At 47.2% G+C, this 14,638-nt stretch carries 12 protein-coding genes; 7 read left to right on the top strand and 5 right to left on the bottom strand.

Annotated elements, in window-relative coordinates; translation table 11 throughout:
• The first annotated feature begins 120 nt into the window (after window positions 1–120).
• The 4 genes from ACJJIR_RS00905 to ACJJIR_RS00890 all read left to right on the top strand — a co-directional run bounded on the left by ACJJIR_RS00905 (window position 121) and on the right by ACJJIR_RS00890 (window position 3,499).
• Window positions 121–570 (top strand): cupin domain-containing protein, encoded by a 450-nt coding sequence (locus ACJJIR_RS00905; protein ID WP_444895817.1) that lies wholly within the window; start codon window positions 121–123, stop codon window positions 568–570.
• Between the two features lie 147 nt (window positions 571–717).
• On the top strand, window positions 718–1,890 hold the full coding sequence (locus ACJJIR_RS00900; RefSeq protein WP_444906982.1) for an MBL fold metallo-hydrolase: 1,173 nt from the start codon (window positions 718–720) through the stop codon (window positions 1,888–1,890).
• Window positions 1,891–2,330: 440 nt separating this feature from the next.
• Entirely contained in the window at window positions 2,331–3,062 is a 732-nt protein-coding gene (locus ACJJIR_RS00895) for a DUF4386 domain-containing protein (RefSeq protein ID WP_444895815.1), read from the top strand.
• Complete coding sequence (locus tag ACJJIR_RS00890) at window positions 3,059–3,499, top strand: DUF6326 family protein (protein WP_413663655.1); 441 nt, start codon at window positions 3,059–3,061, stop codon at window positions 3,497–3,499. Before ACJJIR_RS00895 ends, ACJJIR_RS00890 begins: the two co-directional genes overlap by 4 nt.
• 468 nt (window positions 3,500–3,967) lie before the next feature.
• Here ACJJIR_RS00890 and ACJJIR_RS00885 read toward each other — a convergent pair whose 3' ends face one another.
• The 3 genes from ACJJIR_RS00885 to ACJJIR_RS00875 all read right to left on the bottom strand — a co-directional run bounded on the left by ACJJIR_RS00885 (window position 3,968) and on the right by ACJJIR_RS00875 (window position 7,384).
• The gene (locus ACJJIR_RS00885) at window positions 3,968–4,951 is read right to left on the bottom strand and encodes an alpha/beta hydrolase (RefSeq protein ID WP_444906981.1); all 984 of its coding nucleotides are present in this window, start codon (window positions 4,949–4,951) and stop codon (window positions 3,968–3,970) included.
• Window positions 4,952–5,066: 115 nt separating this feature from the next.
• Complete coding sequence (gene fba, locus ACJJIR_RS00880; protein WP_282930878.1) at window positions 5,067–6,131, bottom strand: class II fructose-bisphosphate aldolase; 1,065 nt, start codon at window positions 6,129–6,131, stop codon at window positions 5,067–5,069.
• 89 nt (window positions 6,132–6,220) lie between these two features.
• A complete protein-coding gene (locus tag ACJJIR_RS00875; RefSeq protein ID WP_444906980.1) occupies window positions 6,221–7,384 on the bottom strand; it encodes a phosphoglycerate kinase in 1,164 nt (387 codons plus the stop codon).
• Between the two features lie 581 nt (window positions 7,385–7,965).
• Here ACJJIR_RS00875 and ACJJIR_RS00870 point away from each other — a divergent pair.
• Window positions 7,966–8,364, top strand: coding sequence for a globin (locus ACJJIR_RS00870; RefSeq protein WP_413663658.1), 399 nt, complete (start codon window positions 7,966–7,968; stop codon window positions 8,362–8,364).
• 33 nt (window positions 8,365–8,397) lie between these two features.
• Here ACJJIR_RS00870 and ACJJIR_RS00865 read toward each other — a convergent pair whose 3' ends face one another.
• A complete protein-coding gene (locus ACJJIR_RS00865; protein ID WP_444906979.1) occupies window positions 8,398–8,562 on the bottom strand; it encodes a hypothetical protein in 165 nt (54 codons plus the stop codon).
• Between the two features lie 46 nt (window positions 8,563–8,608).
• On the opposite strand from ACJJIR_RS00865, the gene ACJJIR_RS00860 reads away from it, so the two are divergent.
• Both ACJJIR_RS00860 and ACJJIR_RS00855 read left to right on the top strand, forming a co-directional pair.
• The gene (locus ACJJIR_RS00860; RefSeq protein ID WP_444906978.1) at window positions 8,609–11,437 is read left to right on the top strand and encodes a M16 family metallopeptidase; all 2,829 of its coding nucleotides are present in this window, start codon (window positions 8,609–8,611) and stop codon (window positions 11,435–11,437) included.
• A 513-nt stretch (window positions 11,438–11,950) separates the two neighbouring features.
• Window positions 11,951–13,453 (top strand): S8 family serine peptidase, encoded by a 1,503-nt coding sequence (locus ACJJIR_RS00855; RefSeq protein ID WP_444895811.1) that lies wholly within the window; start codon window positions 11,951–11,953, stop codon window positions 13,451–13,453.
• A 127-nt stretch (window positions 13,454–13,580) separates the two neighbouring features.
• Here ACJJIR_RS00855 and ACJJIR_RS00850 read toward each other — a convergent pair whose 3' ends face one another.
• Window positions 13,581–14,534, bottom strand: a complete 954-nt coding sequence (locus tag ACJJIR_RS00850; protein WP_444906977.1) for a LysR family transcriptional regulator — start codon at window positions 14,532–14,534, stop codon at window positions 13,581–13,583.
• Between the last annotated feature and the right edge of the window lie 104 nt (window positions 14,535–14,638).

Here is a 14,638-nt window from a genome sequence, read left to right as displayed (position 1 = left end):
GCATTTAAAAGCCAATTTTTTCTCCGACGTAGGTCCGTAGAGATTATCCCGAATTTATTGGACAGCATTAATTCTTGAACGAGAATTACATAAATCTCCATAAGATTGCCGGAAAGTTCAATGAGCCGCCACCTGCTTTTCCTTGCTATTCTGACACTTGCATTTATCTCGGAAAATATATTTGGCCAGGACAAAACCAACGACGTAAAGTTTGAAACTCTAGTTTCCTCTACAAAGGACTGGGAAGGACATTCCCTACCAAAAATGAAACCGGGGCAACCGGAATTAACGATTGTTAGCGTTACTATCCCGGTGGGCGAACAGATGCCCGTACACAAGCATCCAGTGCTAAATGGTGTCTATGTAGCAGAGGGCACTTTAACCATTGTACTCCCAGGACAGAAGGAAACGCTTACTCTGGGGGCAGGTAAGGCATTTATCGAAGTTACCGACAAATGGCATTATGGGCGCAATGATGGTGATACTCCGGTAACTATTATTCTCTTTTACTCCGGCCTGGAAGGACAGCCAACCACCATCTATAAAAATCCTGATGACAAACTAAGTTAATAGCAGCCTAAATCCTGATCCTTTACAAGGCATGAGTCCACGTCATCTACATACTTGACCAAAATTGTTAATCATTTTTTTGTACGTTTAAAAATGTCTGCATATCCTTGGTATGTATTTTCCGCACCGACTGGAATCTATAAAACCATGCGACTGATCGTTGATATATTTGCCACTCTTGCCCTCGGGGTGTTTTTCGCGATTTCAAGCCTGGCCGAGCAGCCTGAATCTCTGAAGCGTTACCCACCTTATGTGGAAGATGATGGCAAAATGCACATCTACTTTTGTGGAACTGGCACGCCAGATCCGGGCTATCAATACTTGCGCCATCCCGCCTGCGTTGCTATTCGCAGCAGTGGGAAACTATTCCTCGTCGATGCGGGCGAAGGAGCTACAGCAAGAATTGGCCAGCTCGGCCTTAATCTCGCCCAGCTGGACCCCATTTTTATTACCCACTGGCACTCGGATCACTTTGGTGGTTTGGCCATGGTGATCAACGAGTCCTGGTTTGTTGGTGCCGACTCGCCTATTAATGTCTACGGACCCTACGGCATCCATCGCATTTTGGATGGAATTAACAAGAGTTTTGGGCCGGACATCCTTTTTCGATCGGCAAATAGGCAGGGAATTCTCGATCCAGTCCTAGCGGTCGCCACTCCCCACCTAGTGAATATTGCCGGGGATCAAAGCGAGGTCGTACAAGATGTGTGGCACCACAGGGATACTTATGTCTCTGTGTTTGCCGTACATCACGAACCGGTTTTTCCCGCATTTGGTTACGAGATACGTTTTGGCCCCTGTAAAGTCATCATTACTGGTGATACCCATGTTTTCGATGCGCTAGAGCCAATTGAACGGGATGCCGATCTACTGATTTCTGAGGCTCTCAGCTATGCCCAATACATCAGCAAGCTGAAGCAAACCGGGGATAACCGTCGCGCTCGTTTGCGATATGAGAAGGCAAATCAAATTATCCACTACCATTCCAATACTCTGGACATTGCCAAGATGGCAACCAAAGCGGGAGTAAAATCGGTTGCCTTAACACACCTAATACCACCCCCCGTTACTGAAGCTGACAAGATCGGCTTTATTAAGGGAATGCGTAAATTCTATTCGGGCCCAATTCGGGTAATGGATGACCTGGATGAAATTGTGCTATCGGACAATGGACAGGGTACCTGTAAGGTTGAATACCCTACTAACAAAGTTCCCACAAGTGCAAAACAGACTTCGGAGAAAAGTGATAAACCCCGCAAGAAGCCAGCCTCCACACCGAGTCCCTCCGAATCCAAGAAAGCCAGTCAACAACCCGATTAACAGCAGGCTAAACAGTGTGAGCCGCATACGGTTGGCGACTCACAAAGCTTCTGGATGGCCATACCATCCCAAATCACTTATCTCACTATTCCGCACTTCAAACCACGCTTTCCGCAGCCTATGCCTAGCTGGGTAGCGCACAACTCAATATTCCAATAGGTTTCTTTGCATACAGTGACTCTAAAGAGACCACCATGGCGTCAATAGCTAGTACCGCACACCCAATAGTCTCAGTACCGTTAGCGATACAGAATCTTTACCTCTATTCACAACGGAACAACACCATAAGTACGTCTTTGCTGACCATATTCTTCTTATGAAATTCCAGCTGATTACCGTGGTTGGAATTTCATCGCAGTCCCCTTTATATGGGTACCGCGACTAGGACCTAACCGACTATTGGCTCTCTATCTGTCAATTTGATTTTACAAGGATATAAAATGACTCAAAAAGAATATGCCAGACTTTCTGGGCTTATTTATTTACTTACTATATTGTTGGGAATATTTTCTTTAGTATATGTGCCTTCTAAAATTCCCACAGCGTGGGAAAATGCATCATTAACAGCGCAAAACATCCTGGAATATGAATTTCTATATAGATTAGGAATTTTAGGCGGGATACTTCTCTATATACTATTTTCAATACTGCCACTAGCTTTATATCGCACACTTGCACCTGTAAATAGAGGATGTGCGTTGTTAATGGTTATTTTTTCTCTCACCAGTATTCCATTTACTCTACTCAATATAGTTAACAAAGTTGATGCTCTCACACTTCTTAGCGGAGCAGAATATCTCCTAACTTTTGAAAAAGAACAAATTTATACCCAGGTATTATTGTTATTAAAATCGTATAGTAACGGAATCCAAATAATCCATGCTCTCTGGGGATTATGGTTACTTCCTTTCGGATACCTGGTCTACAAATCAAACTTACTACCAAAAATACTGGGCATACTGTTAATGGCAGGATGCCTTAGCTATTTAGTAAGGTTCTGCGCAAATTTACTTTTCCCTGAATATCAAATCCCCGCTTTTATTAGAGTACCCGCCTCTCTAGGGGAGATCGGAACCTGTCTATGGTTACTAATTATGGGCATTAGAACTCCACCAACTATTACCGAATCAAATCAAAAGTTATCTACCAGTAAGATCGAGGGAATGTCATGAACGATAAAGACAACTTAAAGAGCACATCGACCAAGCTCACTGACAGTCATATAGATGTTAAGATTAAAATAGCCGGGCTATGGGCTTCAGTAGTACTACTTTACATCTATGGGGATTTCTTTGGGCTATTTAGGACAGGAAAAATAGATAGAATAATTGAGGGGTTCGGGCCATTTGGAGCGGTCACACAAGAGTCACTACTTACTGTATCAATCATTGTGTCACTCCCCTGTATTATGGTTGCCCTTACTTTATTACTTAAACCATCTATCTCTCGCTGGATAAATATTATTACATCCTCAGCTTTCATTATTTTCTTATTTGTAACATTTTTAATGTCCACCTGGTATTTCTACTTCTATCTGGGATTTATCGAGATTATTCTCAAATTAGCTATTATTTGGCTGGCTTGGCGCTGGCCTCATGAGGAGTATTAATAGAGTTTTTGACCAAAGGAGAAGGAAAGAACATATTGTACTTGGGCACCGCCGCATAAGGCATGGATGACGCCTTCGACCTTATAGTGGAAATTTACAGAGTGTTCATTTCTTCTAACTAAGGAGCCTCTAAATAACTCCGTAATGCCTCTGCGGGTCTTGAAGGCTGCAGATGTTAGGCGCAGCTAGCCGCGAATGGCCTAGTCCTTTGCAAGAGCTGCAACGCAGCAGCTGTGGCCTTCAAGGCCCGCCCTTCGGGGCTTACAGAGCGACTCACACTCAGCGTTGCGACTTCTTGAAAGGTCTAGACATTCCTGCGAAGCCGCGCCTTGATTGTGAACCGCTCTGTATGCCAGAGGTATCACGGAGTTATTCAGAAGCTCCCTAAGTAGATTCGCTAAGGCTTTTCGAGTGAAAAGTGCAAGTCAAAACTCTGCGAGTTGAGCGATACAAGTTATCGCTCACAGCCTATTTGGTTAACCACTCATCCATCGCCGCTAATATTTGATGGCGATAAGGTTGGGTTTCGTTAATCATCTGGTGCCGGGCACCGCGTATCAATACCCGATGGCAATTGGGAAAACGATTCCGAACAGCATGAAGACCATAACGCCAATCAACGGTTTTATCATCCGTTCCCTGAACCAAAAGGATCGGGCGCGGGTTGCGTGCCGTGCGGGGAAATGTCTGCAACCAATCCACCATCGCCCTCAGCCAGCTCATAGAGATTGATTGAGATTGAAGGGGGTCCCTGAGTGCCTGACGTCGAGAAAACTCCACATCGTGGGTATTAATCGTAAAGGCCCGGCCGGGTTCGCGGATAAACAGGCGGCCCACATAATATTTCCAGCGATTTAGCCAGGCCCAGTTTGACGGCCTTACCAAGGGAGCCAACAAAAAGACCTTATCCAGAGGCTGCCAGCGGCTGTATTGCAGATGGGCCAGTAGTGCAGCGCCACCGGTGCTCTGGCCCATTGCATGCCAGGGCCCAGGCAAGTTATTTCGCGCAATTTCCAACAGTCCATCAAACGCCTGGCGGTATTGCAGGAAAGTATGGATAGCAACACGCTCACCACTGGATAAACCATGTCCGGGGAAATCAAAAATCACTACATTGAGATCCCGCTCCAGGCCAAAGCGGATTGCCGGACCATAAATACCCGTATGATCAAAATAGCCGTGGCAAATAAACAAAGTGCCCTTGGGATTCTCGACCATCCAATACTGTGAAACCAGTTCAAATCCGGCAACTTTAAATGTGCCTACCCCGGTCTTATGGGCTCGTGGAAAATGCAAATCGTAAAAATTACGATAATCCCGCAGCTCTTTGCACAAAGGGGTTTCGTCAGCGCCAAAATCCAGTTCAGGCAACTTCTGACGCAATGCCGAGTAGTCCGGGCGCTTTATTACCGGGCTATTATCGTAGGTGCTGAGGTCTTGCAAAGTATCCATTAGTGCAATGGTACTGCATTTTGGCAGTAGGGGTAGTGATATCGTAGCGGGAAAGACAACCTGAAAAGAAAAAAGGTGGGCATAGATCCCACCTCTTCGCAACAGTGGAAGACTGTTACTTGATTTGCGGCTCCAGCTCACCGGCAGCGTAGCGTTCGCTCATAACATCGAGGCTAACAGGACGAATCTTGCTGGCATTACCAGCAGTGCCAAACGCCTCATAACGAGCGATACAGATTTCCTTCATCGCTTGCATAGCGGCTTTGTAGAACTTACGCGGGTCAAACTCAGATGGGTTCTGAGCCAGGAAGCGACGTGTGGCACCAGTCGAGGCCAAACGCAGGTCGGTATCGATATTGACCTTGCGCACACCGTACTTGATACCTTCACAGATCTGCTCAACAGGAACGCCGTAGGTTTCCGGGATCTCACCACCAAACTCATTGATTACAGCCAGCCACTCCTGGGGTACAGAAGAGGAACCGTGCATTACCAGGTGGGTGCCTGGAATACGAGCGTGAATCTCTTTGATACGGTCGATGGCCAGGATGTCCCCTGTGGGCGGACGAGTAAACTTGTAAGCACCGTGGCTGGTACCACAGGCAATTGCCAGGGCATCCACCTTGGTTTTCTGTACGAAGTCAGCGGCCTCTTCCGGATCGGTCAGCAGCTGGTCGTGGGACAACTTGCCCTCAGCGCCAACACCATCTTCCTCTCCAGCCATACCGGTTTCCAGGGAACCCAGGCAGCCCAGCTCACCTTCAACAGAAACACCACAGGCGTGGGCCATATCCACCGCGCGCTTGGTGACATCTACGTTGTACTCGTAAGAAGCCGGGGTCTTGCCGTCTTCCTCAAGGGAGCCGTCCATCATCACTGAGCTAAAGCCCAGTTGGATAGAGCGCTGGCAAACGGCGGGGCTGGTGCCGTGATCCTGGTGCATAACTACCGGGATCTCAGGGAACTCCTCAATAGCCGCAAGGATAAGGTGGCGCAGGAAGGGAGCGCCGGCGTACTTGCGGGCGCCCGCAGAAGCTTGAACGATTACTGGAGAATCGGTCTCTTTGGCCGCTTCCATAATCGCACGCATCTGCTCTAGATTGTTTACATTAAATGCGGGTACACCGTAGCCATGCTCTGCGGCATGGTCCAACATTTGGCGCAGGCTGATAAGAGCCATAATTAATTCCTTTCTCGTCTACTCGTAGTATTTGTATTTTTGCTTTTATGACCTGCCTGCAAATTGCGACAGGCCTTATTTTTCGTTATTTAGTCTTGTGCGCGGCTTTCCAGTATAGCGACCGCTGGAAGCTTCTTACCTTCAACATATTCAAGGAAGGCACCGCCACCCGTGGAGATATAGGAAACCTTGTCGGCAATGCCATACTTATCCACAGCTGCCAGGGTGTCGCCGCCACCAGCTATAGAAAACGCTGCGCTCTCGGCAATGGCTTTAGAGAGGTGCTCGGTACCGTTGCCAAACTGGTCAAATTCAAACACACCTACAGGACCATTCCAGATAATGGTTTTCGCACTGCTGAGAATATCTTCCAGTTGCTCGGAGGATTTCGGACCGATATCAAAAATCATATCGTCTTCAACCACAGCATCGGCACTTTTGGTTTCCGCTGCGGCGGATTCACTGAACTCTTTACCTGTGACGACATCAGTTGGCACAGGAATATCACACTTCTGCATCAGGGCCTTGGCGGTATCTACCAGATCGTGCTCGCAAAGGGACTTGCCCACTGGCTTGCCGCTGGCTGCCAGGAAGGTATTGGCAATACCACCACCAACAATCAGCTGATCGACTTTGTCAGCCAGGCTTTCGAGTACCGTCAATTTTGTAGAAACTTTGGAACCACCAACAATAGCAACCAGCGGGCGCGCCGGTTCAGCCAGGGCTTTCTCCAATGCGTCCAGCTCAGCAGCCAACAGAGGGCCGGCGCAAGCAACCGGGGCAAATTTAGCCACACCATGGGTGGAAGCCTGGGCCCGGTGGGCAGTACCAAAGGCATCCATCACGAAGATGTCGCACAATTGCGCATAGGCCTTTGCCAGAGACTCATCGTCCTTTTTTTCACCGCTGTTGAAACGTACATTTTCCAGCAGGGCAACTTCCCCATCGGCCAGTTCAACGCCATCGCGCCACTCTTTGACCAGCGCCACATCACGGCCCAACAGCTCACCCAGGTGTGCAGCAACAGGGGCCAGGGAGAATTCTTCCGCGTACTCACCCTCTGTAGGGCGCCCCAGATGGGACATCAACAGCACTTTAGCCCCGGCTTCGATGGCGGCTTTTATCGTCGGTAGTGCCGCGCGAATACGTGCATCGGAAGTTACACGACCGTCCTTAACCGGTACATTCAGGTCCTCACGGATAAGTAAGCGCTTACCAGCGAGATCGAGATCTGCCATCAGTTTGACCGCCATTAGCCAATCCTCTTCTACTTCGATTAACTGAAAAATGTGGGCGGCGATTATATCAACTGGAACCTATTGATGCCGATATTAAAAACAGGGGAATACGTTGTTATATCAGCCAATCTACGCATTATTAGCGCAGCTGATACTGTCTTAGGGGTCATCAAGCCAAAAGCGACCTTAGTTGATAGCTGTTCGCCCAGGAGGTAAGCGAGTAGTTACTTCAAACAGAATTGACACCTAACGCCAACTAATGGCAATGCTTTCAGGATCAATCCTCCAACCTCCAAAGGACTACCTAAGCCAGTTAAATAAATAAAAGGCCATGTAATTGCGATTCAAGTAGCAATCGACACCAGACAATGTAAATAAAGCCTTATAGAACTCAGAGTATCAGCCCTGAAACAGCCATTCACACACAGAGAGTTACTAATTAATTACGCCAGATAACAAGCAGGCACAGCCAAATTGTACTTCCCGCTTCTAAATTCGATCGCTAGAATCGCCGCCCCCCTTCCAAATGCATATTAGTCACAGAGGCCACTTAAAAGTAAAACTGAGGGTGGCCAACATAAGAGGTAACCAAAACGATGCAACCAACGGATAGTGATATCGTTTTTCAAAGCTATGGACGCTGTTGCAATAAAGAACAGTTTTTTGTGGATTTTTATGATCGTTTTATGGGAAGTTCTACAGACATCCGTCAGCTCTTTGCCAATACAGATATGAAAGCCCAGCGCCATCTTTTGCGTAACGGCATTATGCAGCTAGTGCTTTATTCTCGCGGCATGCCAGACACCAAGCTGCGCGCTCTGGGTAAAAGTCACGATCGCAACGGCTATAATATCCGCCCAGAATGGTATCGCCTCTGGCTCGACGCCCTACTCGCCACCATTAGGCAGCACGACGAGGAATACTCGCCAGAAGTTGATGCTGCCTGGAATCGAGCAATCCTTCCAGGTATTGAAATCATACGCCAAGCCTACTGAGTCGTACGCCCCAAAAAGTACAACTTAAATTTGCTAAGCCCCAAGCCAGCCATTTATTATCAGACTTTCTGGCAACTTTTCTCTGCTTATATCAATGCAGGGTTTACCAATGCTGGTTTGGTGCTCCAAATCTAATTTAAAGGGAGCGCAAAGAAAATCACCTAATGCCAGTTTAGAACTATAAAAAATTAAAGCCATGGAACGATAACTCTCTCCTACAGGAAAAAGGGACAAGGAAACCATTATGAAAACGGTACGGAAGTACAGCATTCCATTAGCGCTCGCTATAGCGCTCTCAGCTTGCAGTGACGCTCCCCAAAATAATAAAAACCCCGAGGCCAAGAAAGAGCTGTTTGCCTCCGAGAATTTAGAAAATAAGTTTGAGTCCCTAAAAATAGGTTATGAGAAATTTACTCTGCCCAATGGCCTACGTGTAATCGTCCACGAGGATCGCAAGGCTCCTATTGTTTCCGTGGGCGTTTGGTACCACGTTGGCTCAAAAGATGAAAAACCTGGAAGAACAGGGTTTGCACATTTATTTGAGCACCTGATGTTCAATGGTTCAGAAAACTATAATGATGAGTTTTTTAAACCGTTTGAACTAGCTGGTGCAACTGGTATGAATGGTACCACCTGGCTGGATCGCACAAATTACTTCGAGACAGTACCCACCAACGCCTTAGACATGGCTCTATGGATGGAGTCTGACCGAATGGGTCATCTATTGGGCGCAATTACTCAGGAAAAACTCGATGAGCAACGTGGCGTTGTGCAGAATGAGAAGCGCCAGGGCCAGAACCAGCCCTATGGGAAAGTATGGGAGCGGATGCAGAAAGCAATTTATCCAGCTGGGCATCCCTACTCCTGGACCACCATCGGCTCAATGGAAGACCTGAATGCAGCTTCTCTTGAAGATGTTCACGAGTGGTTTAAACAGTATTACGGCGCAGCTAATACCGTACTAGTACTTGCCGGTGATATTGATGTAGAAACAGCAAAAGAAAAAGCAGCCCATTTTTTTGGCGACATTCCCTCCGGCCCTCCTCTTATCAAGAAAAAAGCGTGGATTGCCAAGCGAGATCAGTCCAGCCGTGAGCAGATGTTTGATCAAGTTGCTCAATCGCGTCTTTATAAAGTCTGGAATACCCCTAATCTAGCTCACGACGATGCTGGAGCTATTGCTCTAGCAGCAGCAGTTTTGGGGGATGGAAAAAACTCCCGGCTCTACCAGCGCCTCGTATACAAAGATCAAATCGCTACCAAAGTTAATATTGGGCTGCATGAATTTGAATTGTCTTCCATCTTCCCTATTGTTGCCGATGTAAAGCCCGGGGTTGAACTCGCAACAGTAGAGGCCGCCATTGAGGAAGAACTACAACGTTTTCTCAAGGAAGGGCCAAGCAAAGAGGAACTAGCAAGGGTTAATATGAGCCACTATGCATCCCAAGCACGCAACCTCGAGCAGGTAGGTGGCTGGGGCGGTAAGGGCGTAATTTTGGCTCGGGGTGAACTCTACCTCGACAATCCCAACGCTTACCTGGAAGCGTTAACCAAAATGCAAAACACCAGCCCTCAAAAGGTAAAAGAAGCCGCAGTAAAATGGCTTTCCAGTGGTGATTATAATCTGGAAGTACACCCTTTCCCCAAATACACTACTTCCGAGACTGGTGCAGATAGGTCTAAATTACCCGATACCGGTGAATTCCCCAGCATCCCATTTCCAGAATTACAGACCACGAAACTCTCTAACGGTCTAAAAGTGATACTTGCCCAACGCGACTCTGCGCCAGTAGTCGATATTCGCCTTATGTTTGATGCCGGTTACGCTGCAGACCAGGGTGCTAAATTGGGAACCTCTAGCTATGCCATGTCCATGCTAAAGGAAGGGACTACAAAATTAAGCGCCTTAGAGATTGATGCCAAAGCAGAAATGTTAGGGGCCAGAATCTCGGCTGGTTCGAACATTGATACTTCTTCTGTACGGCTCAACGCATTAAAAAACAATCTCGATAGCTCCATATCCTTGTTTGCCGATATCGTAATGCATCCAGCCTATTCCGATGAAGAGATTGAGCGGAAACGTGCTCGGTGGATAGCAGGAATCCAGCAGGAAAAAACCCAGCCGGTAAACATGGCTTTGCGGAATCTGCCACCTCTTTTATATGGTGAAGGACATGCTTATGCAGTTCCTCTCACCGGTTCGGGAACAGAAAGCTCTATCAGCTCCCTGAACCGTGAAGATCTGGTAAATTACCACAAAACCTGGATGCGCCCCGATAATGCCACTCTGGTTGCAGTCGGAGACATCAGCATGGGTGATCTGACAAAAAAATTAGAGCAGCACTTTGCGGATTGGAAAGCACCCGAAGAGCCGTTACCTACAAAGAATCTACAACAGGTTGCGCACCCAGAAAAAACCAGAATTTATCTAATTGATAAACCGGGAGCTGAACAGAGCATAATTATTGGCGGTCTCCTGGCTCCGTCGGAAACGATGCCACAGCGAGAAGCCTTACATATGATGAATGATATATTTGGAGGCACTTTTACCGCGCGAATTAATATGAATTTGCGGGAGGATAAGCACTGGGCTTATGGAGCCTATTCATTTATGACTGGGGCCAAAGGACAGCAACCGCTCTTAGTCTATGCACCAGTTCAAACGGACAAGACCAGTGAATCTTTAAAAGAGCTTTATAAAGAACTCCAAGCCTATGTCGGCGATTCTCCAGCAAAAGAAGACGAGCTGCAGAAAATTAAAGACAAGCGAATCAATGAATTGCCCGGCCGTTTTGAAACAGTTCGAGCTGTATCAGGAGCTATTTCTGGAATGGTTACCTACGATCGACCTTTGAATTATATGGAAGGTTATGCAAATGAAGTTCGCAATGTCGATCTACCTTCGATCCATTCACTTGCTCGAGACACTTTAAAGGTTGATCAATTTACCTGGATTATCGTTGGAGACAAAACCAAGATAAAAGATAAAATTGGTAAACTTGGTATGGGATCAGTTACCGAGCTCAAAGTAGATAAGGATTTACCTGGCGCAACTTCGACCGAAGAGGGATAAAAGCTAGCGATAGCGGCCAGCCTGTACTCTCATGTATGACTGGCCGCCTTATATCGTTCCAAACGGATGAATACCAATGAAAAATAGAAACACACCTTAATGCTACTCATCTAGTCAATAATAATTGACATACTGCATTCAAACTAGAATTCTTTGCTCCGATTCACAATTTCCATTATTAGGTATCAAGATGATTCTCGGAGCTTCAACTTTAAAACCCCAATAACTCCCCCCAGAAATAGAAACAGCCTAAAAATCTAACAAACAAAAAACAATAGCTACGACCACACTTAAAAAAAATTAAAAATATCCTTAAAAAGATAAAAATAAAACAAAATATAAATTCAATAAGAAAACAAAAACAACAGCAATTAAAAAATAATTATTCATACGACAAGAAAAGCCTGATAAATTCCCCTCTTCGACGCTCAAGTAAATATCAACAACTAAAAAACTTGAAATTAGAACGTCGACAAAAGCAACAATAAACATAGAAATCTTCAGGAGCATCCAATGAATAAATCCTTGTCTGTATTTGCAGCCAGCATTTTAGCGCTCGCCGTAACCGGCAACGCCACTGCTGAGGACAAGCGTTATATCGTGACTTTCAAGCAGGGAAAAGGCGAATCCGTTAAGTCTTTTATGAAGAAGAGAGGCGGAAGACAGGCTCTTGAAATACGCCGCCAGAATGCGATGGCAGCACATATGTCTGCAACCACCCTAAAAGAAATGCGCTCGAACCCGGATGTTGCTTTTATTGAAGAAGACGTTAAGCGGTATCCGATGTCCCAGGAAACCCCCTACGGGATCACCATGGTGCAGGCAGATCAACTAGGTGATACTCAGGCCGGCAACCGCACAGTCTGTATTATTGATTCCGGCTACGACCTGGTTCACGAAGATTTGTCCGGAAACGCCGTCACTGGTACCAGTGACCCAAGCGGCGCAGGTAACTGGTATGAAGATCAAAGCGGTCACGGCACCCATGTAGCCGGCACTATCGCTGCGATGAATAATGGTACTGGTGTCGTTGGCGTGATGCCCAGCAGTAATATTAACCTGCATATTGTAAAAGTGTTTGATGGCGACGGCTGGGCCTACTCCTCCTCCCTAATGGCAGCCGCAGAGGTTTGTGCCGACAATGGTGCCAACATCATCAATATGAGTCTGGGCGGTGAAAGTGCCAACTTCCTCGAAAGACGAACCTTTAACAATCTAAATCGTCAGGGAATCCTGTCCATCGCGGCAGCCGGAAACGACGGCAACACCGCGCACTCCTATCCAGCCTCATACTCTTCCGTTGTATCCGTCGGTGCTATCGATAGCGATAAAGCTATCTGGTCCTCCTCTCAGCAGACTGACCAGGTAGAACTTTCCGCCCCCGGAGTACAGGTTCTATCTTCTGTTCCCACTGATACTGGCAGAATCTCTAGCTTAACCGTCGGCAGTGTTGACATCGAATCAGCCCCAATATCAGGCACCCCAGCTGGTGCAATCACCGGTTCAATGGAAGACTGTGGTACGGCTGAATCCGCTTGCACCAGTGCAGCGGGTAAGATTTGCCTAATTGCGAGAGGCAATATCAGCTTTGCGGAGAAAGTTTTAAATTGTGAGTCCGGTGGTGGTATCGGAGCGATTATTTACAACAATGAAGAGGGATTACTCTCCAGCGCAACCCTGAGCGATACTGTAACCACTATTCCCTCGGTTGGTATTTCTGACACTGACGGTGCAACTCTGCTCACGCAGCTGAGTGCCAGCGTAGATTTGGAAAATGAGGCTACAAGCTACGAATATTTCAATGGCACTTCCATGGCTACCCCACACGTTGCCGGTGTTGCCGCATTGGTATGGAGCCACTTCCCCAACTGTAGCAATACAGAGATCCGCAACGCCCTTACGGCCACAGCGGAAGATCTCGGTGATGCGGGAAGAGATAATGCTTACGGCTACGGCCTCGTCCAGGCAAAAGCAGCCTATGACTACCTGGATACCTACGGCTGCTCCGGCTCCTGATCCCATTCGGATTAACTAGGGCTTAAATAAGAAAGGGGAGCAAAGCTCCCCTTTCCTTTGCCAGAACCGAGAAAAACCTGTTGAGAGTTTTTATAGATAGCCACAGGGTTAAGAAACTATTTGGGACTCAAGATATATCCACCCCCGTACTGAAATCGCTCTCAGAGAGTAATCCCTCAGCGTGCAGCTGCTTTAAAACCCCCGAACACCGTTCTCTCAAAGTGTCGCGCACTAATCGTACCGTCGGTGTTATTGACTGCCTCCCCGGAGATACCAACCATAGCTCCGTTGCCTTGGGTTTATAGTCTCGCATAGTGGCCACTACCTGACCGGAAAGTAAATCCGCAGACATATCCAGACATGACTTAATGGCAAGTCCATAGCCAGAGGTACACCAACGTCGCACCAGGTCACCGTCATTTGACGACCTGTTCCCAGACATACGTATCTTGTATATCTCTTCGCCCCGAAAAAATTCCCAATTATTGTGCACAATCTCGTGAAGCTGATAAAAAAGGCCATTATGTGCGGAGAGATCCTCCGGTGTTTTCGGGGAACCCTTTTCCTGTAAGTAGGCCGGGGTTGCACACAATAAACGGGGCACGTCACAAATCTTAAAACCATACAGGTTGGCATCCGCTGGGGGGCCGTAGCGCAACGCGATATCCACAGGATCCCGGTAAAAGTCCACTTGGCTATCACTGATATTCACTCTTAGACTCAGCCCCGGGTGTTCCTGCAACAATTGATCTAACCAAGGAGTTACGAGGTTCCTTCCCAGGTCCGAGGATGCACCTATGCGAAGCTCGCCATCTATCTGACCACTGTCTTCCTTGAGATTTTGCCGGGCGAGGTCCAAAGTCAGGAGGGCCTCCTCACATTTGGGAATAAACCTTTCCCCAGCACTGGATAGCCGCAATTGCCGCGTAGTGCGAATAAACAAGTCCGCTCCTAGCGCGCTCTCCACACGCTTGATCGCTGCGCTGGCAGTTGCAGTGCGTAAGTCGAGACTGGCGGCGGCCGCAGTGATACTGCGAAACTCGGCCACTTTAAGAATGACCCTCAAGTCTTCAAGCTGCATATTTTCAATATATTTTTGATAAAGATTCAAAGATTATAGTGTTTCTAGCAATGCAATCTAGATCTAGAATGACTTCATCAGCTCGACATCCCAGTCCTTACCCA

The sequence above is a fragment of the Microbulbifer maximicatervae (SeqCode) genome (assembly GCF_052467385.1).
Note: the sequence above shows the minus strand (reverse complement) of the source record. Positions and strands in the feature narration are given on the sequence as shown.